Consider the following 22,853-nt stretch of genomic DNA (forward strand, 5'->3'; position numbering starts at 1 on the left):
GTCCTACGCAGCTCCCCGGTACGCCCCCCCCCCCCCCCACCCACACCCCCCCCCCCCCCCCCCCCCCCCTCCCCCCCCCCCCCTCCTCCCCCCCCCCCCCCCCCCCCCCCCCCGCCCCACCCCCCCCCCCCCCCCCCCCCCCCCCCCCCCCCCCCCCCCCCCACCGGCCGCGAGGAGAGTGCCCGGAGCCGGACTTGAACCGGCACGCCCGCGAAGGGGCAGCGAGGTTTAAGCTCGCCGTGTCTGCATTCCACCATCCGGGCAGGCCATGGGCTCCGCTTCGAGTGCCCCGAGCCTATCGGGACGGGCCCCTCGCACAGCGGGCGGGCGGAGCGATGTTGTCTTATTTTATTGGCGCCTGAGGGGTCATCAGTTCCGGGTCCGTGCCTTCCACACGTGCCAACACCCTTGCGTGCGGCGATCGGCCACGCATGCGGAATGACGGAATTTCACCGTCTCTACAAGGGCGTCCGCCCCGTTCTCGCGCCCGGGCCGTCACGGCGGCGCCGTCAGGAGCCTCGCGGGCGGGCATGTCAGGGACGCCAGGACGTCGCGGGCGGGCACCTCAGAGGCGTCGCGGGCGCACATGTCAGGGGCGTCACGGGCGGGCACGTCAGGGGCGTCCGTCATCCCCAGGTATGACGCCGGCTCCCCGGGTCCGACCGAAGTCCCCCATCGGAACCGGAACAGCGGCTGACTACACGGCGCCTCACGTCCGGAAGGATGGAGAACGTCCCCGCACACACGCCGTACCGACAGGAGCGCCCTTCCCGTGACCACCGCACCCTCCCCCAGCCTCCGGCCGGGGGACCCCTCAGCCGACCGGTCCACCACCGTGGCCGCACGTGCCACGGAGCTTTCCAAGATCTACGGCCAGGGCGAGACCCAGGTGGTCGCTCTGGACCGGGTCTCCGTCGACTTCCGGCAGGCCGAGTTCACCGCGATCATGGGCCCCTCCGGCTCCGGCAAGTCCACACTGATGCACTGCGTCGCCGGGCTGGACACCTTCTCCTCGGGCTCGGTGCGCATCGGCGACACCGAACTGGGCTCGCTGAAGGACAAGCAGCTGACCAAGCTGCGCCGGGACAAGATCGGTTTCATCTTCCAGGCGTTCAACCTGCTGCCGACGCTGAGCGCGCTGGAGAACATCACCCTTCCGATGGACATCGCGGGCCGCAAGCCGGACAAGCAGTGGCTGGACTCCGTGATCGGGATGATCGGGCTGTCCGACCGGCTCGGCCACCGTCCCTCCCAGCTCTCCGGCGGCCAGCAGCAGCGCGTGGCCGTGGCCCGGGCGCTGGCCTCCCGCCCGGAGATCATCTTCGGTGACGAGCCGACCGGGAACCTGGACTCCCGCTCGGGCGCCGAGGTGCTGGGCTTCCTGCGCAACTCGGTGCGGGAGCTGGGGCAGACCGTGGTGATGGTGACGCACGACCCGGTGGCCGCCGCCTACGCGGACCGGGTGGTCTTCCTCGCGGACGGACGCATCGTCGACGAGGTGTACGGGCCGACGGCCGACTCGGTGCTGGACCGCATGAAGCAGTTCGACGCCAAGGGCCGCACCAGCTGACCCGTCGTCGACCGACCCGTCGCCGGCCGGCCCGCCCCCACCCCTGACGCGTACGTACCTCCGTGCGTACGTACTTCCGTACGTCCGTGACGCCGTACGTCCGTGACTCCGTACCTCCGACAGAGAAGACCCATGTTCCGTACCGCCCTGCGCAACGTTCTCGCGCACAAGGCCAGGCTGTTGATGACCGTACTCGCCGTGATGCTCGGCGTGGCGTTCGTGTCGGGCACCCTGGTCTTCACCAACACCATCACCGACGCCCTGCAGAACAGCTCCGCCAAGGGCTTCGACCAGGTCGACGTCGCCGTGACGACCGAGTACCAGGACGCGGAGGGCGACAAGGTCGGCGAGGCCCCCGAGCTGACCGAGGCCCTCCTCGACGACAGTGCGAAGGTACCCGGGGCGGCCTCCGCCATCGGCGTGGTGACCGGCTTCACCGCCGTCGCCGACAAGGACGGCGACCTGATCGGCGACGGCTGGAGCACGCAGGGCGGCAACTACTGGGGGGAGAAGGACCCCCGGTACCCGCTGGTCGACGGGCGCGCCCCGAAGGGCGAGGGCGAGATCCTCATCGACTCCAGGACCGCCGAGCGCACCGGCTACGGCGTCGGCGACACCGTGCGGATGTCCATCGACGGACCGGTGCTGACCCCGAAGGTCACCGGCGTCTTCACCACCGACGACGGCAACGTCGCGGCCGGCGGCACCCTCACCCTGTTCGACACCGCGACCGCGCAGAAGGTCTTCGGCAAGACGGGCACGTACGACGAGATCGCCGTCAAGGCGAAGGCCGGTGTCACGCAGGCCGCGCTGAAGGCGCAGCTCGACGCGGCGCTGCCGAAGGACCTCGTCGAGACCACCACCGGTGAGAAGCTGGCCGACGACCAGGCGGAGATGATCGCCTCGTCGATGAGCGGCATGAAGCAGGGTCTGCTGGTCTTCGCCGGCATCGCGCTGTTCGTCGGCACGTTCATCATCGCCAACACCTTCACGATGCTGGTCGCCCAGCGCACCAAGGAGCTGGCGCTGATGCGGGCGGTCGGCGCCTCCCGCCGGCAGGTCACGCGGTCGGTGCTGATCGAGGCGTTCGTGGTCGGCGTCGTCGCCGCGGTGACCGGCCTGCTCGCGGGCATCGGCATCGGGGCCGGGATGCGCTCCCTGATGGGTTCGCTGGGCGCGGTCGTGCCCGACGGACCGCTGGTCGTCTCCCCGGGCACGGTCGTCGCGGCCCTCGCGGTCGGTGTCCTGGTCACCATGCTGGCGGCGTGGCTGCCCGGTCGCCGGGCGGCGAAGATCCCGCCGGTCGCGGCGATGAGCAGCGTGCACGCCACGGCCACGACGAAGTCGCTGGTGCTGCGCAACACGCTGGGCGCGCTGTTCTCGGCCGCCGGCGTCGCGGTCGTCCTCGCGGCGACGACGATGGAGGGCTCCGACGGGCAGGCCCCGATGGGCATGGGCGCGGTGCTGCTGATCATCGGCGTGTTCATCCTGACGCCGCTGCTGTCCCGTCCGCTGATCGCCGCCGCCGCGCCGGTGCTGCGCGTGTTCGGCGTCTCGGGCAAGCTCGCCCGGCAGAACTCGGTGCGCAACCCGCGCCGCACCGCCGCCACCGCCTCCGCGCTGATGATCGGCCTCACCCTGATCACCGGCATGACGGTGATGGCGGGCAGCCTGCAGAAGTCGATCGACAAGATGGCGGCGGCGGCGATCGAGGCCGACTACGTGGTCTCCATGGCCAACGGCAACTACCTCAGCCCCGACGTCGCCGAGAAGCTGGCCGAGGCCGACGGGGTCACCGCCATCAGCCCCCTGCGCAACGCGGAGTCCCGCATCGGCGGGCAGACCGAGTACCTCACCGGCGTCGACGGCTCCACGATCGGCGAGCTGGCCGACGTGAAGGTCGAGCAGGGCGCCTTCCGGATCGGCGGCACCGACGTCGTCGTGGACACCGACACCGCCGAGGACCACGGCTGGAAGGCCGGCTCCGCCCTCACCGTCGCCTACGAGGACGGCAAGAAGCAGCAGCTGAGGATCGCCGGGGTCTACGAGGGCAACGACATGATCCGCGGCATCATGGTCGACCTCGCCAACGTCGCCCCGCACCAGTCGGACCCGGTCGACATGCAGGTGATGGTGAAGATGTCCGACGGGGCCTCCGCGGCCTCGAAGGACAGCCTGGTGAAGGCGCTCGACACCAACCCGGCGATCCAGGTCCAGGACAAGCAGGACATCTCCAACGAGGTCGCGAAGATGTTCACGCTGATGCTGAACATGCTCTACGGCCTGCTGGCCATGGCGGTGATCGTGGCCGTCCTCGGTGTCATCAACACCCTGGCCATGTCGGTCTTCGAACGCTCCCAGGAGATCGGCATGCTGCGGGCGATCGGCCTGGACCGCAAGGGCATCAAGCGGATGGTCCGCCTGGAGTCCCTGGTGATCTCCCTCTTCGGCGGTGTGCTCGGCATCGGTCTCGGCGTGTTCTTCGGCTGGGCGGCCGGACAGCTGATGGGCACGACGATCCCGACGTACGAACTGGTCCTGCCCTGGGCCCGGATGGGTGTCTTCCTTCTGCTGGCCGCCGCCGTGGGCGTCCTGGCGGCGCTGTGGCCGGCCCGCAGGGCGGCGCGCCTGAACATGCTCCAGGCCATCAAGGCGGAGTAACCGGTACGCACGCGAGAGGGCCCCGTTCCCGGGTGGGAGCGGGGCCCTCTCGCGTGCGACGGGCGCGGGATCAGTTCCAGGTGCGGGCGCGCAGCGGCATCCCGGAGCCGCCCGGCTCGGGGGTCTTCACGGCGAGGACCTGGTTGACGCCGATGCGGTTGCGCTCGAAGGCGAGCGCGGAGGCGGCCATGTACAGCTGCCAGACGCGGGCCCGGCCGGGGCTGACGAGCCGGGTGGCCGCCGCCCAGCCGGACTCCAGGTTGGCCACCCAGCGGCGCAGGGTGAGCGCGTAGTGCTCACGGATCGACTCCACGTCGCGCACCTCGAACCCGGCGCGTTCCAGCTGGGTGATGGTGCTGCCGACCGGGGCCAGTTCACCGTCGGGGAAGACGTATGCGTCGATGAACTCGTCCACGGTGTAGGCGGACTCGTCGCGCTGGGGCCGCCGGGCGATCTGGTGGTTCAGCAGCCGCCCGCCGGGCGCCAGGAGCTTGAACAGGTCGACGGCGTACTCCAGATAGCGCTCGGCGCCGACGTGCTCGGCCATACCGATGGAGGAGATGGCGTCGTACGGCCCGTCGGCGACGTCCCGGTAGTCCTGGACGCGGATTTCCACCCGGTCGGTGAGCCCCTCGTCGGCGACCCGCTTGCGGGCGTAGGCGGCCTGCTCCTGGGAGAGGGTGACGCCGACGACGCTCACGCCGTGCTCGCGGGCCGCGTGGATCGCCATGGAGCCCCAGCCGCAGCCCACGTCGAGCAGGCGCCGGCCGGGGCTCAGGCCGAGCTTGCGGCTGACCAGTTCGAGCTTGTCGCGCTGGGCGTCCTCCAGGGTGCCGCCCTCGGCCTCGGGGGCCTGCCAGTAGGCGCAGGAGTAGACCATGGAGGGGCCGAGGACGAGCTCGTAGAAGTCGTTGCCGACGTCGTAGTGGTGGCTGACGGCCCGCCTGTCGCTGCGCTTGGTGTGCAGGTGGCGGCGGGCCCGGCGGACCTCCTCCGGTGGCGGGGCGGGCGGCAGCGGCGGCCCGGCGAGCCGGAGCAGACCGCGCACGGCGGCCCGGACCTCCGGGTCGCGGAGCGCCTCGACGACACCGCGGGCGTCGTCACCGCGCTCCCAGACGAGACCTGCGAGCAGCCCGAGAGCGGCGTAGAGGTCACCGTCGATGTCGAGGTCGCCCGCCACCCAGGCGCGGACCAGGCCCAGTTCACCCGGCTTGAACAGCAGGCGGCGCAGGGCCCTGCGGTTGCGGACGACGAGGGTCGGCGTGCCCGGCGGACCCGCCTGCGAACCGTCCCAGGCACGGATGCGCACCGGGAGTGGTGTTCCCAGCAACTGTTCGAAGAGGTTCTGCAGCCGCAGCGCGGCGTCAGCCATGGCATACCTCCGTGACGAGCGATCCCGGAATGTCCAACACCACGTAAACACCTGGGAGCCCGCCGTACAGTCCCCGGCGCGCGTGACGACCGGGCAAAACACCTGTGCACACCACGAGATTTTCGCCCGGTCGGCACAGCGCGAAGGGGCCGCCCGCACCACGGATGGCGGGCGACCCCTTCGAGGGCACTACGGGTACTACGGGTACTGCCGGTACTACGGGAACTGCGGGTGCTGCAAGGTCTTGCCGGTACTGCACGCCCCGCTGGTACGCGGGTACGGACGGCCGGAGGTCAGGAGGCCTTGGCCTTCTCCTCGGTCTTCTCCGACTTCGCGGCCTGCTCGCCCTTGTCGGCGGCCTTCGGCGCGGCGGCCGGCGCCGGCTTGGCGGCCTCGTAGAACTCCTCGCGCGGGGTCTCCATCGCGCCGAGGGAGACGACCTCGCGCTTGAGGAACATGCCGAGCGTCCAGTCCGCGAAGACGCGGATCTTGCGGTTCCAGGTCGGCATCGCGAGACCGTGGTAGCCGCGGTGCATGTACCAGGCGAGACGTCCCTTGAGCTTGATCTTCATCTTGCCCATGACGATCATCGCCACGCCCTTGTGCAGGCCGAGGCCCGCCACCGCGCCCTTGTTGGCGTGGCTGTACTCCTTCTGCGGGAAGCCCCGCATGCCGGAGACGACGTTGTCGCCGAGGACCTTGGCCTGGCGCAGCGCGTGCTGGGCGTTCGGCGGGCACCAGGCGTTCTCGTTGCCCGCCTTGCGGCCGACGAGGTCGGGCACCTGGGCGTTGTCGCCCGCGGCCCAGATGTAGTCGGTGCCGGTGACCTGGAGGGTCGGCTGGCAGTCGACGTGACCGCGGGGGCCGAGCGGGAGACCGAAGCGGGAGAGCGCCGGGTTCGGCTTGACGCCGGCCGTCCACACGATGGTGTTGGAGTCGACCTCCAGGCCGTTCTTCAGCACCACGTGACCGTCGACGCAGGAGTCCATGGAGGTGGACAGGTAGACCTCGACGCCGCGGCCCTCGAGGTGCTCCTTGCCGTACTGGCCGAGCTTGGGTCCGACCTCGGGAAGGATCTTGTCGGCGGCGTCCACGAGGACGAAACGCATGTCCTCGCGGGAGACGTTCCGGTAGTACTTGGCCGCGTCGCGGGCCATGTCCTCGACCTCACCGATGGTCTCCGCACCGGCGAAACCGCCGCCGATGAAGACGAAGGTGAGCGCCTTGCGGCGGATCTCCTCGTCGGTGGTGGAGTCGGCCTTGTCGAGCTGCTCCAGAACGTGGTTGCGCAGGCCGATGGACTCCTCGATGCCCTTCATGCCGATGCCCTGTTCGGCGAGGCCGGGGATCGGGAAGGTGCGGGAGACCGCGCCCATGGCGATGACCAGGTAGTCGAACGGCAGCTCGTACGCCTCGCCCACCAGAGGGGCGATGCGCGCGACCTTGCGGTCCTGGTCGATGGTGGTGACCCGGCCGGTGAGAACCTCCGCCTTCGGAAGCACGCGCCGCAGGGGGACGACGACGTGCCGCGGGGAGATGTTGCCGGCGGCGGCTTCGGGGAGGAAGGGCTGGTAGGTCATGTACGACCGCGGGTCGACGACGGTGACGGTCGCCTCGCCGTAACGCATCTTCTTCTGGATGCGTCGAGCTGCGTACAGGCCTACGTACCCACCGCCTACTACGAGGATCCTGGGACGCTCCGTGGTGCTCATGCCATCGAGTATCCACCCGCCCGAGGGGGGTGGTTCGTGCGCCCCTTCACAAGCTTCGGTGAAGGCTGTGCTACTATCCGCCGCCCACGTGACGGAGATCATGGCGGGGGAAGGAACCAGCGTGTAGTGCGCTCCGTTGTCAATGCCGCGTGAGCTGCTTCTCCGTACCTCCGAGGGCAGTGGACCACCATCCCGCGGCATCCTTCTGGAGCCCTTGCGGAACACCGCCCTGAACGCGTTCAAAGGGCTGTTGAACCCCCAAAAGGGTCAACCGGCGCGCTTATGTCGTCCGGCAGGACCAAATTCCTTGTGAAGAACTTCACGAAGTTTCCCGACAGGATGTCACCGAGGGGCCCCGGAGGGCCCCTCGGAACGCGCTCAGCCGTCGCCCGTCCCGCCCGGACCACGACCGCGGACACCTACGCCACCGACCACGCGATCCCGTCGAGAATGTCGTGCTCGCTCACGACGACCTCCTCCGCACCCGTCCGCTCCATGATCGACAGCAGTACGAGAGCGCCCGCTCCGATCACGTCCACGCGGCCGGGGTGCATGGAGGGGACGGCCGCGCGCTCGGCGTGCGTGGAGCGCAGCAGCCAGTCGGTGATCTCCCGGACGCGCGCGCGGGAGACCCGGGAGTGGTGGATGGCGGCCGAGTCGTACTCGGGCAGCTCCTGGGCAATCGCGGAGACGGTCGTCACCGAACCGGCCAGCCCCACCAGCGTGCGCGCCTCGCGCAGCGGCACCGTCTCCCCGGCGAGGTCCAGGGCGGCTTCGATGTCGGACCGCATCGCCGCGACCTGCTCGGCGGTGGGCGGGTCGGTCACGGCCCCGTCGCGCACCAGGTGCCGCTCGGTCATCCGCACGCAGCCGACGTCCACGGAGCGGGCCGCGCGCACGTGGTCGTCGCCGACGACGAACTCGGTCGAGCCGCCGCCGATGTCGACGACCAGGTAGGGCTTTTCGAGGTGGTCGCGGCCCGCCAGCTCCTTGGTCGCGCCGGTGAAGGAGAACTCGGCCTCCTGGTCGCCCGAGATGACCTCCGGCTCCACGCCGAGGATGTCCAGCACCCCGTGCACGAAGTCGTCCCGGTTCTCCGCGTCCCGGGAGGCCGAGGTCGCCACGAAGCGCAGCCGCTCCGCGCCGTGCGCCTTGATGATCCCGGCGTACTCGCGGCAGGCGGCGAAGGTCCGCTCCAGCGCCTCGGGGGCCAGCCGCCCGGTGCGGTCGACGCCCTGGCCGAGCCGCACGATGGTCATGCGGCGGTCCAGGTCGGTCAGCTCACCGGTCCCGGGGTCGGCGTCGGCGACCAGCAGCCGGATGGAGTTCGTACCGCAGTCGACGGCGGCTACACGGGTCACTTGCCGTCCTCCTCGTCCGTGAGAGCCGGAAGGGACACGCACGGCCCCTTGCGCCACCACTCGGGCAGCATCGCGATCGCCTCGTCGCCCAGCGGGTTGACGCCGGGACCGGCCGCCAGCGAGTGGGCGACCAGCACGTGCAGGCACTTGACCCGGTCCGGCATGCCGCCCGCGCTCGGGAAGCCGGTCAGCTCCTCGATCTCGTCGCGGCGCCGGATGTAGTCCTCGTGCGCGGCCCGGTAGGCGTCGGCCAGCTCCGGGTCGGTGGCGAGCCGCTCGGTCATCTCCTTCATCACGCCGTTCGCCTCCAGCGTGCCGATGGCGGAGGCCGCCTTCGGGCACGTCAGGTAGTACAGCGTGGGGAAGGGAGTGCCGTCGGGCAGCCGCGGCGCCGTCTCCACGACGTCCGGCTGGCCGCAGGGGCAGCGGTGCGCGATGGCGCGCAGGCCGCGCGGGGGTCGTCCGAGCTGCTGCTTGAAGGCCTCGACGTCCGCGTCGGTGGGCTCGGTGCGCGGGGTGGTCGGCGGGGGAGTCTGCATGGCTGTCTTCTGCTGGTCTTCCTGTTGAGTCACTGCCGGCGCTGTCGGTTCACTGCCGGCGGGCGGCGGTGTCGGCCTTGTCGACCCCGTCCCATACGTTCCGGTACCAGGGGCGGTCGGCGGCACCGGCCTCGGCGCGTGCCTTCCTGGCCGCGTCCGGGTCGACGACGACGAACCCGGTCTCCCCCGGCATCACGTAGTGCAGCCGCAGCCGGATCTGCTGCTCGGCGTAGGCGTCGTCCTGCCAGCGTGCCTTGAGGTCGCGCAGTTCCTCGACCCGGTCCCGGGTCTCCTGCTGCTCCCGCCGCAGATCGGCGATCTCGGCACGCTGGGCGACGTACTGCCGTATCGGATAGGCGAGCGCCACGACGAGCGAGCAGAGCACCATCGCGAGCAGCGCGGCCCGGCCGGTCAGCCGGGAGCGGCGGGCCTGGCGCTTGGTCTGCGAGCGGTAGACCCGGGCCGCGGTCTGTTCCCCGATGATCCGGATCCTGGTCGCGGTGGAGAAACGGTCCCGGTCCTTCACGGCCATCCTGGTCTCCGCCTCCCGTGCACACGCGTACGTCCCCGCACACGGTACGGGACCGGGTACGGGGACGTACGTACGACGCTGCCTCTCGGGGCCGCGGTCAGCCCTTGAAGCGCGGGAACGCGCTGCGGCCGGCGTACACCGCGGCGTCGTCGAGGATCTCCTCGATGCGCAGCAGCTGGTTGTACTTGGCGACGCGCTCGGAGCGGGCCGGGGCGCCGGTCTTGATCTGGCCGCAGTTGGTGGCGACGGCCAGGTCGGCGATGGTGACGTCCTCGGTCTCGCCGGAACGGTGGGACATCATGCACTTGAAGCCGTTGCGCTGGGCCAGCTCGACGGCGTCCAGGGTCTCGGTCAGCGAACCGATCTGGTTGACCTTGACCAGCAGGGCGTTGGCGGCGCTCTCCTCGATGCCGCGGGCCAGGCGCTCCGGGTTGGTGACGAACAGGTCGTCGCCGACGATCTGGACCTTGTCGCCGAGCTTGCCGGTGAGCACCTTCCAGCCGTCCCAGTCGTCCTCGAACAGCGGGTCCTCGATGGAGACCAGCGGGTACGCCTCGACCAGCTCGGCGTAGTACTCGGTCATCTCGGCGGCCGTGCGCTCCTTGCCCTCGAAGGTGTAGGAGCCGTCCTTGTAGAACTCGGACGCGGCGACGTCGAGCGCGAGGGCGATCTGCTCGCCGGGGGTGTAGCCGGCTTCCTTGATGGCCTCGAGGATGAGGTCGAGGGCCTCGCGGTTGGAGCCGAGGTTCGGGGCGAAGCCGCCCTCGTCGCCGAGGCCGGTGGCCAGGCCCTTGCTCTTCAGGACCTTCTTCAGGGTGTGGTAGACCTCGGCGCCCCAGCGCAGGGCCTCGGAGAAGGACTCCGCGCCGATCGGGGCGATCATGAACTCCTGGATGTCCACGTTCGAGTCGGCGTGCGACCCGCCGTTCAGGATGTTCATCATCGGCACCGGCAGCAGGTGCGCGTTGGGGCCGCCCAGGTAGCGGAAGAGCGGCAGGTCGCTGGCCTCGGAGGCGGCGTGGGCGACGGCGAGCGAGACGCCGAGGATGGCGTTGGCGCCGAGCGAGCCCTTGTTGTCGGTGGCGTCCAGGTCGAACATCGCCTGGTCGATCAGGCGCTGCTCGGTGGCGTCGTAGCCGACGAGCTCCGGGCCGATCTGCTCGATGACGGCCAGGACGGCCTTCTCGACGCCCTTGCCCAGGTAACGGTTGGAGTCGCCGTCACGGAGTTCGATGGCCTCGAAGGCGCCGGTGGAGGCGCCGGACGGAACGGCGGCACGACCCGTGCTGCCGTCGTCGAGGCCGACCTCGACCTCGACCGTGGGGTTGCCTCGGGAGTCCAGGATTTCCCGGGCTACGACGACGTCGATGGACGGCACGAGCATCTCCTTCTTCAATGTGACGCTTCGGTGTGACGCGCGGGTCCACAGGACCGCAGCGGCTCTGCGGGACCGAGCCTAACCGGCTCCGGGCGATCGGCCAGCCGATGGCCCACCCGCTGGACAGAACCGAGAGTAAATTGTTTCCGAACGGAACAAAGACGTTTCCGCAAACCCGGCCGGATTCGGGGGCGGGAACGGAGCCGGGATCAGGGCGGGAACGGAGTGCGGGGTCAGGGCGGGAACGGAGTGCGGGGTCAGGGTGGAACGGAGTGCGGGGTCAGGGCATGAAAATCCCGCTCCGGCGCGTACGGGGGAACACGCGCCGGAGCGGGAGCAAGGGGAGCTGCTGCCTACTTCAGGTGCAGCTGCTGGCCCGGGTAGATCAGGTCGGCGTCGTCGACGATGTCGTCGTTCAGCTTGAACAGCTCGGCCCAGCCGCCCTCGACGTCGTGCTCCTGGGCGATCGAGCTGAGGGTGTCGCCCGTGACCACCTTGTACTCGCCGTCGCCCTTCTCGACCTTCTTGCCGGTCGGGGTGGTGACGGTCTTCTCGGCGGCCGGACGCTCGGCGGAGCGGGAGGCCTTCTGCTCGGCGGAGCGGTCGGCGCCGGAGCCGCCGCCCTGGCTCTGCGCGCTCTCGGAGCTGCCGGAGTTCTGGGAGGAGCCGGAGCCCTGGGAGGAGCCGCTGTCCTGGCTCTCACCGGAGCCGCCGCCGGTGTACGCGGCGTTCGACAGGCCGGTGCCGCAGACCGGCCAGGCGCCCTTGCCCTGGCCCGCGAGCACCTTCTCGGCGATCTCGATCTGCTGCGCCTTGCTGGCCTGGTCCGCGGTCGCGGCGTACTGCGTGCCGCCGTAGCCGGCCCAGGTGGAGGCGGAGAACTGCAGGCCGCCGTAGTAGCCGTTGCCGGTGTTGATGGACCAGTTGCCGCCGGACTCGCACTGGGCGACGGCGTCCCACTCGGACGCGGTGGCGGCGGAGGCGTTGCCGGCCGCCATCAGCGGGGCGGCGACGGCGGCACCGGTGACACCGGCGACGGCGATGACACGGGTGGCCTTGGACGGACGGCGGTGCTTGCCCTTGCCGGAAAACAGCATGGTTGATCCCCTCACCGACGCCTGCGAGGTGAGCTGTCGGGTTCGGGCCGGTTGAGTTGCCCGGCCGGGTTCCTCGCGGAACTCGGCTCCACCCCTAGCCGCTCCGGTTCAACTGCCCCGGTGCGGCACTTACCTTGGGTCCCCCGCTCCTGCCTTCGGCGCTTGACGCGACGACTGTTCCCGGACGGCCGCTGGCAGGATTAGGCGTTGCGGCAGCCGGGGCCCGCGATGACGGGCGGTCATGACCGTAGTCACGCGCTCCGCGGATTTACAAAGACGATCACGGCTTCTGAGACCTATCTCTCACGAGATCCAAAACGGACATACGATCTCTAACCGTGACGCGAACTCCCCCTACTTTTCGCCCGATTCGCCCGCGACCGTGAGCGTCTGACCGGGCAGGATGTGGTCGGGGTCGGCACCGACGACCTCCTTGTTGCCGGCGTAGAGCGAACGCCAGCCGCCGTCCAGCTCAAGAGAGTCGGCGATGCCCCACAGGCTGTCGCCGGAACGCACGGTGTACGAGCCGTCCACGGCCTGGCGCGCGTCACCCTCACCGCGCGAGGCGTGCCGCCCCGACGACTCGCCCGTACGGCCGTCCACCGCCCCCTCGTCGGCACTGCCGCCCCGGTGCCGGCCCGCGCCGGACTCCTCCGTGTCGGTGAGGGCCGAAGAGCCGTCACTCCGCCCCGGCTTGTCCGATTCGCCGGCTTCCTGGGAGGTCGTGGGTGAAGCGCCGGTGTTCTGCGGTTCACCGCTCTCCGTGGACCCGGAGCCGGGGGACGTGTCGGACTTGGTCGAATCGTCCCCGCTGTCCGACGAAGGGTCAGCGGAGGGCGAGGAGGACGAGGAAGGGGACGAGGGAGAGGAAGGAACCGAAGGGGACGCCTCGGACGTGGGATCCGCCGGCTCCGTCGAACCGGACGAGCCGGACGCACCGGACGAGCCGGTCGAGCCGGACGCACCCGAGAGTCCGGGAAGGCCCGACGGCTCTTCCGAGGTGTCCGATCCCTCCGACGAGCCGTCACCCGCCGCACCCGAGCCACCGCCGGCGGACGCCGAGTCGTCACCCAGGCCCGCGAGCAGACCGCACGTCGGCCAGGCGGCGATGCCCTGGTCCGCGTGTATCTTCTCGGCGACTCTCACCTGCTGGGAGCGGCTGGCCTGGTCGGCGCTGGGCGCGTACTCCATGCCGCCGTACTGCTCCCAGGCGTCCTGGGACAGCTGGAGGCCGCCGTAGTACCCGTTGCCACTGTTCTGGCTCCAGGCGCCGCCGGTCTCGCACTCGGCGACCCGGTCCCAGCTCGCCCCGTCGGCCGCGTGGGCGCCGGTGGCGCCGAGGAGCGGGATCGCGATGGCGGAGCCGGTCACTCCGGCGGCGACGACCAGGGCGGGAGCCTGGCGGGGGCGGCGGTGACGACCGTTCCCGGAGAGCATGCGACGACCTTTCACGAGACAACGGGGACCGCGCGACGGGTGGTGCTCGGGGCGCCACGCTGAATCGTGAACGTATAGGCAGATGATCGCTTGTCACAAGTTCATGCCGCGTAGATCACGTGAAGATCACAGAGTTGAGCGCGTGTCACCTTTGCGTCGACGGCGGGCCGTCGTCGGCCGACGACGACGCGACCGGCGTGAACGAGACGGGCAAGGTGCGCAAACCGCGCATGATGAGTCCGCCGCGCCAGCGCAGTTCGGCCGGATCGGCGGCGAGGCGCAGGTCCGGGAGGCGGGTGAGGAGCGTGCCGATCGCGGTCTGCCCCTCCAGCCGGGCGAGCGGGGCGCCGAGGCAGTAGTGGATGCCGTGGCCGTACCCGAGGTGCTGGCTGTCCCGGCGGGAGAGGTCCAGGGTGTCCGGGTCCGCGAACCGCTCCGGGTCCCGGTCGGCGGCGGCGAGGACGACGAGGACGGGGTCGCCGGCCGCGATCTCCTGCCCGCCGATGGTGAGCGGCCGGGTGGCGAAGCGCCAGGTGGCCAGCTCCACCGGGCCGTCGTACCGCAGGAGTTCCTCGACGCCCGTCTCCAGCAGGCCGCGCTCGCCCGCGGCGAGGGACGTCTGCAGGCGGGCCCGCTGTTCGGGGTGGGTGAGCAGGGCGTGCACTCCGTTGCCCACCAGGTTGACGGTGGTCTCGAAACCGGCGAAGAGCAGGATGAAGGCCATCGCCGCGGCCTCGTTCTCGGTGAGGTGCTCGCCGTGGTCGGAGGCGCGGATGAGCCCGGAGATGAGGTCCTCGCCGGGGCCGGGCTCGGCCGGCAGGGCCGCGCGCTTGCGGTGGATGAGGTCGGCGAGATAGCCCCGCATCTTCTTCACCGACCGGGCGACCCCGCCCCGTGGCCCGCCGCCGTGACGGATCATCATGCCCGCCCACTCCCGGAAGTCGTCCTGGTCCTCGCGGGGTACGCCGAGCAGGTCGCAGATGGCGTAGATGGGCAGCGGGAAGGCGAACTCGTGGATCAGGTCGGCGGAACCCGTGCCGGCGAACCGGTCGATGAGGCCGTCGGCGAGCTCCTGCACCCGGGGCGCGAACTCGGCGACCCTGCGGGGCGTGAACGCCTTGCTGACCAGCCGCCGCAGCCGGGTGTGGTCCGGCGGGTCGATGTTCAGCAGATGGGTCATGAGCTCGGCTTTCCGCTCCCCCGGAATGCCGGTCTTGCCCTTGGCGTGCGCGGGCTCGTCGTGGTGCGCCGGGTTCTTGGACAGCCGCGGGTCGGCGAGGGCCTGCTTGGCGTCGGCGTACCGGGTGACCAGCCAGGCCTCCACTCCGCTGGGCAGCCGGGTGCGGTGCACGGGGGCGTGCTCGCGCAGCCATGCGTAGGCGGGGTAGGGGTCGCTGGCGAACTCCCAGGTGAAGAGCTCGGGGGTGGGGCCGTCGGACGCGGGGTGGCCCGGCGTGGGGCGGTCGGGTGTGGGGTGGTCGGTCACCCCTTGACCGTATCCGGGGGGCCGGAGGTGTTCCGGGCGCCGGTGTGCCTTCGGCCGCGGGCCCTGGATACTCGCCCTCGGTCTCAGTCCCCGGCGGCCTCCGCCGCCCGGATCGCGTCCCGGTACGCCCGTGCCGCCGCTCTCAGGGCCGCCTCGGGGTCCGTGCCGCCGGCCTCGGCGCGTGCGGCCAGGGCGAGGAGTTCGTAGCCGATGCCCTCGCCGGTGGGGAGGGGGACCGGGAGGCCCGCGGTGCGGACGCGGGAGGCGAGCTTGGCCGCGAGGGCGAGGCCGGGCTGACCGAGCGGGACGCCCTCGGTGACCGAGGTGCGCTGCTTCTCGGCCGCCTTGGTGCGCAGCCAGTGCTCCCTGACCTCCTCGGGGGTGGAGGCCGTCTCGTCGCCGAAGACGTGCGGGTGGCGGTGGATCAGTTTGGCGACGATGGTGCCGGCCACGTCGTCGATGGAGAACGGGGCGTCGGGGTCGTCCTCGGCGATGCGGGCGTGGAAGACGACCTGGAGGAGTACGTCGCCCAGTTCCTCGCGGAGTTCCTCGCGGTCGCCGTCCTCGATCGCCTCGACGAGTTCGTACGCCTCCTCGATGGCGTACTTGGCCAGGCCCTTGTGGGTGCGTTCGGACGACCAGGGGCATTCGAGGCGGATGCGGTCCATGACCTGGACGAGGTCGAGCAGGCGCGCACCCGGGAGGTCGTAGGAGGCGGGGAGCAGCTCGAGGTCCGGCATGCGGACGCGGCCCGATCCGGCGAGGCGGGCCAGTCCGTCGGTGAGGGCGGGGTCGCCCTCACCGGTCGCCACGACCACCACCGTGCGACCGCCGGCGCAGGCGGCGACCAGTTCCTCGGCGGTCGGGGCTGCCTCGTCGACCCGTATGCCCGCCTCGCGCAGGTACGGCAGCTGCGGGTGCGTCGCGTCGGCGCACAGCACGCGGTCGGCGGTGCGCAGGGCCTGCCAGGCGGGCCAGGAGAGCAGGCCGGGGGCGACGCGATGGCTGGTGGTGAGGAGGACGACGCGGCCCGGGTCGGGGGAGGTGCCGGGGGTGGTGTCGGCGGCGGTTGCGTTCACCCTCAGAACGTAACGCACGCGGCCGACAGCCCCATGAGTTGTCCACAGGGCCGTTGTCCACAGGACCGTTGTCCACAGGGCCGTCGTCCACAGGGCCGTCGTCCACAGGGCCGTCGTCCGCAGTTTCCACAGCCTGGCCGGTGGCCCGCAGGACCCGTGCCGTCCCGGCAGGGCCCGCAGGGCCGTTACGCCGTCTGCCGCGTCTGCGCCGCCGTGATCTCCCGCACCCACGGCACCTCGGTGTCGACGCGGCTGCTCTTCTGGACGTCCCAGGCGCCGTAGCGCGGGTTGAGGTCGACGTCGAGCTTCTTGGACGCCTCGGACAGGGCCTGCCAGAACTCGGGCCGGCTGGTGTCGGTCCCGAGGCTCTCGGCGAGCTTCTGCGCCTCCAGCTGGATGCGCAGGTTGTCGTCGAGACGGCCGGGGGCGACGCCGTACTGCTGCAGCCAGGCGGTCTCCAGCTGCTTGGCACCGCCGGCCTGCTCCTCGAGGCCGCCGCGCATCTGCTGGACGTCCTTGCGTGTGACGGTCACGCCCGCGTCCTGGGCGGCGCGGTGCAGGACCTGGTCGAGGACCATGCTGTGCAGGGTGTCGCGGGCGAGGCCGCCGGTGCGGGCGAGGACCTGCTCGTACTGGGCGTCGTCCGGGACGGCGGCCCGCTGGGCCTCGCGCACCTCGTCGACGCGGTTCTCCAGCTGGGCGACGGTGATCCGCTGGTCGCCGACGACGGCCGCCGCGCCCTGGTGCGCGTCGTTGCCGCAGGCGGTGAGCAGGGGCGCTGCGGCGGCGATCGCCGTGGTGAGGAGGAGCGCGGTGCGACGACGGCGGTGCAAGGAAACCTCCCGTTGGAGATTGCGACGACAGGTACGGCGCACGGCGCTTCCCACCAGGGGTGGTGGTCGGGCGACGGGCGGGCGCACAAAGTCTTGCGGTGATCGATGGTAGGCAGTGGCCGGGCTCCGGCCAACCCATTCGACCAACGATTCACGAGGACTTCGGGCACCGCCGCGCCGTCCCCGGGGGTGGCGGTCGTCAGCCGCGTACCTGGCCGAGCCACTGGAGGGTGCGCCGGATCTCGGCCGCGAGCGGGTGGCCGGGTCCGTGGACGCGCTCCACGTCGTGCAGCAGCCGGGCCAGCGTCTCGTGGGCGGCGGCGCGGTCGCCGAGGGCGAGGAGCAGGTGGCCGATGCGGCGGCGGACGTCGTGGGCGAGGTCGGGGTCACCGGCGACGTACTGGTTCTCGTAGTACGGCAGCAGCGCCCGGTACTCGGCGAGGGCCGCCGCCGGTTCGCCGAGCTGCTCCAGGCACTGGGCGGCGTCGTGGCGGTGGCGCAGGGACTGCGGGTCGGACTGGCCGGCCTCGGCGGCGCGTTCGTCGGCGAGGCGGCGCAGTTCGGGCAGGGCGCGCCGGTACTGGCCGTCGTCCATGAGGGTGGCCGCGTACTGCTTGCGCAGGGTGCGCACGACCGGGGAGCGTTCGCCGTGCTGTTCGGCGGCGGCGGGCAGGATCGCGCCGAGGATGTCGACGGCCTGGGTGATGCGGCCCTCGCCGAGGAGGCGTTTGACGTCGTCGACGGCGCGGGCGACGTCCGGTTTCCCGGCTTCGGCGGCGGGCGGCACGGGGGCCGGCCGGGGCGCGGGGGTGCGCGCACGGTCCGGCCAGGGGGCGTGCGGGCGTACGAAGGGGCGGGTGGGGTCGAGGGGACCGCCGGTGGGCATGCCGCGCGCGGGCAGCAGCAGCGCCAGGTGTTCGTAGACCTCCTGGGCGGAGGCGGGCCGGTGCTGCGGGTCCTTGGCGAGCAGGCGCAGGACCAGGGCTTCGAGCGCCTCGGGGACCTCGGGGCGGATGCGGCGCACGGGCAGCGGCGGTTCGTACAGGTGCCGGTGGAGGACACCGAGGGCGGTGGAGCCGGCGAACGGGACGTCGCCGCTGAGCAGTTCGTGCATGAGTACGCCGAGGGCGTACAGGTCGGTGTACGGGCCGACCGCGCCGCCCATGGCCTGCTCGGGCGCCATGTAGGCGGGCGAGCCGATGGGGGTGCCGGTGTGGGTGAGGCGGGTGGTGTCGGCGTCCATGACGGAGGCGACGCCGAGGTCGAGGACGGTGACGGTGCCGTCCTGCTTCACCATCACGTTGCGCGGCTTGAGGTCGCGGTGGACGATCGGCACGGCGTGCACCGCGCTGAGGACGGCGCACAGCTGGGCCGCGACGGCGACCGCCCACTGCCAGGGGTACGGGTCGTGCTCGGCGAGGTGGTCGGAGAGGTCCGCGCCGTCGACGAACTGCATGACGAGGAACAGCTCCTCGCCCTCGCTGCCCGCGTCGTGCACCGTGACCAGGCCGGGGTGGTCGACCTGTGCGGTCACCCGGCACTCGCGCACGAACCGGCGGCGCAGTTCGTCGGCCTCCTGGCCGGCCACCTTGTCGGGGCGCAGCAGCTTCACCGCGACGCGCCGGTCGAGCCGCCGGTCGTACGCCGTCCAGACCTGGCCCATGCCGCCCTGCCCGATGAGCGTGGACAGCTCGTACCGGTCGGCGACGACTCGCCCTGTCGCCACGGTCACCGTCCGCCCTGGCTGTCGCCGTTGCCGTCGTGCTTGCGCAGGTAGTCGCTGAGCTCGTCGAGCTCGGCGCGGACCTGGTCGATGCGGGCCGGGGTGGGGGCGGGGTGCTGGGGCGGCGGGGTGGGGGCGGGGTGCTGGGGCGGCGGGGTGGGAGCGGGGTGCTGGGGCACGGACGTCTGGGCCACCTGAGCCTCGGGCATCGGCGCGTGAGGCATCGGCGTATGGGTCATCGGCGTATGGGGTGCTGGGAACCCGGGGTGCGCGGGGCGGTTGGCCGGGGGCTGCGGTACGAGCGTGGGCGCGTACGGTCCCGCGGGGTGCGTCTGGCCGTAGGGCGCGGCGAACGGGTGACGCGGCGGCGCGTAGCCGCTGAACTGCCGTGGTGCGGCGTGCAGGCGTATGTCGACGACGAGGAAGTACGCGCTGGCCGCCGCTCCGATCAGCAGGAGGGCGACCATGGCGACGTCCGTGCGGGGGTCGCTCTCCGGCAGCTCACCGACCGCGGCGAGGCAGCCGATGGACACCGGCAGGCTCAGCCAGGCCACGGCCCAGTCGAGCCCGCGGCCGCGCAGCACGGCGATCCGGAACAGCGGGACGCAGGCGAGCAGACCGCACGTCAGAAAACCGGCGGCGGCGAACAGCACGCGCAGGGTGATGACGGTGGCCGCGCCGCGTGACGGCGGCGGCCCGGCGGCGCTGTTGCCGTACATGACTGCTCCTGGACGATGGTGCCGACGTGCCGAACGGACGAACGGGCCGTTCAGTGTGAAAGTCCGAGCGTATAGGCCGGGACCGACAGTGGTCCCCGGTTGTACCGAACCGTTGCCGTACCGATCACCGCGAGGTCACCGACCGGGTGCCACCGTGCCGTCCGTGAGCCCGTCGTACATCCCGCGTACGAGCTGCTCGCCGAGGCGGCCCGCGAGCCTGAGCGCCCGTTCGAACTCGTCGAGGGCGCGGAAGCGGGCGCCGTACCGGTGCTGGGCGTCCAGCGGGAGCCGGGGAAGCTGGAGGCGGCGGACGTCGAGGCGGGTGGCGGTGGAGGCGTAGCTGCTGGCCTGCCGGTTGTTGGCGGTGCCGCGCAGGAACCCGGCGAGGAACCAGGGATCGAGCGCGGCGGGGTCGGGACGCAGGAGGACGAGGTTGCGGCCCAGGACGGCACCGGCGGTGTCGTCGTCGACCACACGCGTGACGGAGCCGCCGCCGAGGACCGGGACGACGACGTCGCCGGGTTCGGTCAGTACGGCCTCCTCCTCGCTCTCGGGGAGGGTGCCGGAGGGGCCGGTGCCGGCGAGCACGTCGTGGTCGGTGAGTACCGGCACGCGCGCGTGGCCGCCGTTTCCGCCGGTGCGCAGGAGCAGAGCGCCGCCGCGGGCGAGTTCACCGACGGTGGTGAGCGGCCAGCGGGGCACGGGCTGCGCGGTGTCGGCGGCCTCGGGTCGGAGGCCGGCGGCCGCGGGGGTGAGGTCGGGGGCCGCGGGGGTGAGGTCGGTGGTCAGGCGCAGGGTCTCGCCGAGGCGCTCCCGTACGTCCGCGAGCCGTCCGGCACCGTCGGTGGCCGTGGGGGGCGGCAGGTGGCGGGCGGGGGCGAGGTCGACATCGTCGTCGAGGAGCTCGATGACGGGCAGGGAGCGGGCCAGGCCGGGCCGGTCGCCGAGGCTGCCGTCCCGGTCGAAGTCCCGCCAGGCGTCGAGCACGGCACTCCGCACGGCCTGCCAGTCCGGTCCGCCGCGCCCCTCTCCGGTGAACCGTCCCACGTCGGCGAGGAGCACCTCGGGCTGCGCGGACGCCTTCTCCGGCCTGCGCAGCACCCACAGGTGGAGCGGGATGTTGTACGGCGGGGCCGCGCCGACGGGCAACGCGACCACGGCTCGCAGCGCGCCCCGGCGCAGCAGATCGGCGCGGATGCGGCGGCCGGAGCGGCGGGAGGCGGCGGCGGGCGGCATGAGGAGGACGGCCGTGCCGCCGTCCCTCAGGCGGGCGACCGCGTGCTGCACCCAGGCCAGCTCGGACTCGGTGCGGGCCGGGAAGCCGTACTCCCAGCGGGCGTCGTAGGCGAGTTCGTCGTGGCCCCAGTTGCGTTCGTTGAACGGCGGGTGGCAGAGGACCGCGTCGGCGCGCAGCTCGGGGAAGCCGTCCGCGCGCAGGGTGTCGCCGACGGCGCCGCGCACGGTGGCCCGCGTGTTCAGGGCGAGCCGGAGTCCGGTGAGCGCGGCGAGGTCGGGGGCGCTGTCCTGGGCGTACAGCCGCTGATCGGTCTGCTCGGGGCGGGGGGCGGGGCCGTGGGGCGCGGCGGCGCGCAGGAGGGCGCCGGTTCCGCAGGCGGGGTCGAGGACGGTGCGGGCGGGGCCGGCGAGGTCCGCCATGAGGCGGGCGAGGTCGGCGGGGGTGAGCGTGTACTGGCGGGGGTTGGCGTCGAGGTGCCGGCCGAGCAGGAACTCGAAGGCCTGCCGGGCCCCGAGCTCGGCGGCCAGTTCGGCGGTGCCGCGGAGGAGGGGCGCGGAGACGAGGACGGCGGGGCCTGTGGGGGTCTGGAGGACGGGTGCGGGGGCCGGGGCCGCGGTCGGGGCCGAGGCGTGGGCCTGTGCGGGAGCGGCGGCTGGGGCGGGAGCGGGAGCCAGGGCGGGAGTGGCGGCCGGGGCGTGAGCGGAGGCCGGGCCGAGAGCGGAGGCCGGGGCGGGAGCGGAGGTCGGGCCGAAAGCGGAGGCCGGGGCGGGAGCGGGGGTGTGAATCGTCGGTGAGGTGTTCACAGAGTCCGGCGCCTTCACGGAGTGTTCCGTGTGAACCGGGGTGACCGCATGGTCCCCGGTGGACGTATTCACGGCGCCCGACGCCGACGCCAACACCGACATCGACGCCCCCGCCCTCGCGGGGGAACCGGCGGCAGCGCTCGGCGCGCTCCCACCGCGACCGCCACGCCCCCGGCGTGCCACGCCGAAGCGCGGCGCCAGTACCCCGTCCAGCGCCTCGGGGAGCATCGCGGCGAGCCGTTCGTCGGAACCGGCGCTCAGCTCCAGCCAGAGCGTGGGGCGGTCGTGGATCAGCAGCAGGACGCACCCGGCGTGCGTGAGCGCGGTGCCCGGGCCTTCGGGATGGCCGACGAGTTGCTGCCAGACCCGCTCCCGCAGGGGGACCTCGGCGAGTTTGCCGTGCTCGCGCAGCCAGCCCTCCACCTCGGCGAGGGCGAAGGAGGGACTGGTCTCGGTGCCCCCGACCGGCTTGGGGAAGTCGGCGTGCCGACGGCGCCAGTTGCTGACGGCCGCGCGGCCGACGCCGGCGAGCCGCGCGATTCCGGCGGCGGTCACTTCTGTCGCGTTGTCCTGCACCCGCACGGCCCCCTCGTCGATGGTGTGACGCCGAGCATACCGACGCAAGCGAGTTCACATCGATTCACGCACGTGTACTCCCAGGACGCTGTGAACTTGGTTGACTCGGTTCACAAGCTCTGGTCTTATTGACACCGCGAACGAGCAATCGCCGGGAGGTGGCGGTTGCCGCATGGGGAGGGAACAGAGTCATGGGCATGAAGACCAAGGTCGCGCTGGGTGCTGTCGTGGGTCTCGTCGTCATCGGCGCGGTGTCGGCGAACTCCGGTGACGGGAGCGGCGACGGCAAGAGTGACAGCCGGACCTCCGCGAGCTCGGGTGAGAAGTCCGGAGGTGCCGCCGCGTCGGGCGGCACGGGCGGCACGAGCGGCAAGTCCGACGCGAAGCCCGCCGAGGACAAGGCCGTCGAGAAGGCCTCCCAGGCCGAGCAGTTCAAGGCGTTCGTGCAGAAGAACGGGACGGCGGCGGAGAAGGACGCCGTCTCCCACGTCACCAAGGTGCAGGGCGCCGACGAGCAGAACGACATCCTCGATGCCGCCGACGTCTACACCGACTTCACCGGCGGCATCATGGGCGAGGCCACCGGTCCCGCCAAACTCATCGCCTCCGCGTTCGCCGACTGGAAGCAGAGCGAGAACGGCCTCGTCACGATCTACGATGCCGAAGGCGAGCTGCTCGGCAACGGCAACTTCTGACGCCGGCGCCCCGTCCGCGAGCGTTCACGGCACTCGCACGTCA

17 protein-coding genes and 1 riboswitch are annotated in these 22,853 nt (G+C 71.9%); of the genes, 3 read left to right on the plus strand and 14 right to left on the minus strand.

Annotated features, from left to right (window positions below; all coding sequences use genetic code 11):
- Window positions 1–772: 772 nt before the first annotated feature.
- The gene (locus ACZ7G3_RS16585) at window positions 773–1,570 is read left to right on the plus strand and encodes an ABC transporter ATP-binding protein (protein WP_470926222.1); all 798 of its coding nucleotides are present in this window, start codon (window positions 773–775) and stop codon (window positions 1,568–1,570) included.
- A 132-nt stretch (window positions 1,571–1,702) separates the two neighbouring features.
- Window positions 1,703–4,231 (plus strand): ABC transporter permease, encoded by a 2,529-nt coding sequence (locus ACZ7G3_RS16590; RefSeq protein WP_470926224.1) that lies wholly within the window; start codon window positions 1,703–1,705, stop codon window positions 4,229–4,231.
- Window positions 4,232–4,301: 70 nt separating this feature from the next.
- Here the strand turns inward: ACZ7G3_RS16590 and ACZ7G3_RS16595 are convergent, their stop codons facing one another.
- The 14 genes from ACZ7G3_RS16595 to ACZ7G3_RS16660 form a co-directional block, all read right to left on the minus strand.
- Window positions 4,302–5,603 carry a class I SAM-dependent methyltransferase gene (locus tag ACZ7G3_RS16595; protein WP_470926226.1) on the minus strand — a complete coding sequence of 434 codons (1,302 nt, stop codon included), beginning with the start codon at window positions 5,601–5,603 and terminating at the stop codon, window positions 4,302–4,304.
- 293 nt (window positions 5,604–5,896) lie between these two features.
- Window positions 5,897–7,315 carry an NAD(P)/FAD-dependent oxidoreductase gene (locus ACZ7G3_RS16600; protein WP_426596568.1) on the minus strand — a complete coding sequence of 473 codons (1,419 nt, stop codon included), beginning with the start codon at window positions 7,313–7,315 and terminating at the stop codon, window positions 5,897–5,899.
- Window positions 7,316–7,734: 419 nt separating this feature from the next.
- A complete protein-coding gene (locus tag ACZ7G3_RS16605; protein ID WP_470926229.1) occupies window positions 7,735–8,676 on the minus strand; it encodes a Ppx/GppA phosphatase family protein in 942 nt (313 codons plus the stop codon).
- Complete coding sequence (locus tag ACZ7G3_RS16610) at window positions 8,673–9,215, minus strand: DUF501 domain-containing protein (protein ID WP_426596570.1); 543 nt, start codon at window positions 9,213–9,215, stop codon at window positions 8,673–8,675. The genes ACZ7G3_RS16605 and ACZ7G3_RS16610 overlap by 4 nt, the downstream gene beginning before the upstream one ends.
- A 49-nt stretch (window positions 9,216–9,264) precedes the next feature.
- Window positions 9,265–9,747 carry an FtsB family cell division protein gene (locus tag ACZ7G3_RS16615; protein ID WP_426596571.1) on the minus strand — a complete coding sequence of 161 codons (483 nt, stop codon included), beginning with the start codon at window positions 9,745–9,747 and terminating at the stop codon, window positions 9,265–9,267.
- Between the two features lie 97 nt (window positions 9,748–9,844).
- Complete coding sequence (gene eno, locus ACZ7G3_RS16620) at window positions 9,845–11,125, minus strand: phosphopyruvate hydratase (RefSeq protein ID WP_470926232.1); 1,281 nt, start codon at window positions 11,123–11,125, stop codon at window positions 9,845–9,847.
- A gap of 353 nt (window positions 11,126–11,478) precedes the next feature.
- Window positions 11,479–12,222 (minus strand): transglycosylase family protein, encoded by a 744-nt coding sequence (locus ACZ7G3_RS16625; RefSeq protein WP_470926234.1) that lies wholly within the window; start codon window positions 12,220–12,222, stop codon window positions 11,479–11,481.
- Window positions 12,223–12,225: 3 nt separating this feature from the next.
- Window positions 12,226–12,393, minus strand: a riboswitch (cyclic di-AMP (ydaO/yuaA leader).
- A 183-nt stretch (window positions 12,394–12,576) separates the two neighbouring features.
- Entirely contained in the window at window positions 12,577–13,659 is a 1,083-nt protein-coding gene (locus tag ACZ7G3_RS16630) for a transglycosylase family protein (RefSeq protein ID WP_470926236.1), read from the minus strand.
- Window positions 13,660–13,804: 145 nt separating this feature from the next.
- Window positions 13,805–15,145, minus strand: a complete 1,341-nt coding sequence (locus ACZ7G3_RS16635; RefSeq protein WP_470926238.1) for a cytochrome P450 family protein — start codon at window positions 15,143–15,145, stop codon at window positions 13,805–13,807.
- An 83-nt stretch (window positions 15,146–15,228) separates the two neighbouring features.
- Window positions 15,229–16,224: a nucleoside triphosphate pyrophosphohydrolase gene (locus ACZ7G3_RS16640; protein WP_470926240.1), complete on the minus strand. Its 996-nt coding sequence runs from the start codon at window positions 16,222–16,224 to the stop codon at window positions 15,229–15,231.
- Window positions 16,225–16,409: 185 nt separating this feature from the next.
- Window positions 16,410–17,057: a SurA N-terminal domain-containing protein gene (locus ACZ7G3_RS16645; RefSeq protein ID WP_426596576.1), complete on the minus strand. Its 648-nt coding sequence runs from the start codon at window positions 17,055–17,057 to the stop codon at window positions 16,410–16,412.
- 199 nt (window positions 17,058–17,256) lie between these two features.
- A complete protein-coding gene (pkaE, locus tag ACZ7G3_RS16650; protein WP_426596899.1) occupies window positions 17,257–18,747 on the minus strand; it encodes a serine/threonine protein kinase PkaE in 1,491 nt (496 codons plus the stop codon).
- 38 nt (window positions 18,748–18,785) lie between these two features.
- The gene (locus ACZ7G3_RS16655) at window positions 18,786–19,499 is read right to left on the minus strand and encodes a hypothetical protein (protein WP_470926242.1); all 714 of its coding nucleotides are present in this window, start codon (window positions 19,497–19,499) and stop codon (window positions 18,786–18,788) included.
- A gap of 135 nt (window positions 19,500–19,634) precedes the next feature.
- Window positions 19,635–22,115 carry an N-6 DNA methylase gene (locus tag ACZ7G3_RS16660; protein ID WP_470926244.1) on the minus strand — a complete coding sequence of 827 codons (2,481 nt, stop codon included), beginning with the start codon at window positions 22,113–22,115 and terminating at the stop codon, window positions 19,635–19,637.
- Window positions 22,116–22,306: 191 nt separating this feature from the next.
- Here ACZ7G3_RS16660 and ACZ7G3_RS16665 point away from each other — a divergent pair, with 191 nt between their 5' ends.
- Complete coding sequence (locus tag ACZ7G3_RS16665; protein ID WP_470926246.1) at window positions 22,307–22,810, plus strand: hypothetical protein; 504 nt, start codon at window positions 22,307–22,309, stop codon at window positions 22,808–22,810.
- Window positions 22,811–22,853 lie beyond the last annotated feature (43 nt).

It is taken from the genome of Streptomyces sp. NPDC037271, from assembly GCF_055603605.1.

Coding starts and splice junctions, on each gene's coding strand:
- ACZ7G3_RS16625 (WP_470926234.1), bottom strand. CDS start 12,222: ATGCTGTTTTCCGGCAAGGGCAAGCACCGCCGTCCGTCCAAGGCCACC.
- ACZ7G3_RS16655 (WP_470926242.1), bottom strand. CDS start 19,499: ATGTACGGCAACAGCGCCGCCGGGCCGCCGCCGTCACGCGGCGCGGCC.
- ACZ7G3_RS16600 (WP_426596568.1), bottom strand. CDS start 7,315: ATGAGCACCACGGAGCGTCCCAGGATCCTCGTAGTAGGCGGTGGGTAC.
- ACZ7G3_RS16630 (WP_470926236.1), bottom strand. CDS start 13,659: ATGCTCTCCGGGAACGGTCGTCACCGCCGCCCCCGCCAGGCTCCCGCC.
- ACZ7G3_RS16615 (WP_426596571.1), bottom strand. CDS start 9,747: ATGGCCGTGAAGGACCGGGACCGTTTCTCCACCGCGACCAGGATCCGG.
- ACZ7G3_RS16665 (WP_470926246.1), top strand. CDS start 22,307: ATGGGCATGAAGACCAAGGTCGCGCTGGGTGCTGTCGTGGGTCTCGTC.
- ACZ7G3_RS16595 (WP_470926226.1), bottom strand. CDS start 5,603: ATGGCTGACGCCGCGCTGCGGCTGCAGAACCTCTTCGAACAGTTGCTG.
- ACZ7G3_RS16590 (WP_470926224.1), top strand. CDS start 1,703: ATGTTCCGTACCGCCCTGCGCAACGTTCTCGCGCACAAGGCCAGGCTG.
- ACZ7G3_RS16610 (WP_426596570.1), bottom strand. CDS start 9,215: ATGCAGACTCCCCCGCCGACCACCCCGCGCACCGAGCCCACCGACGCG.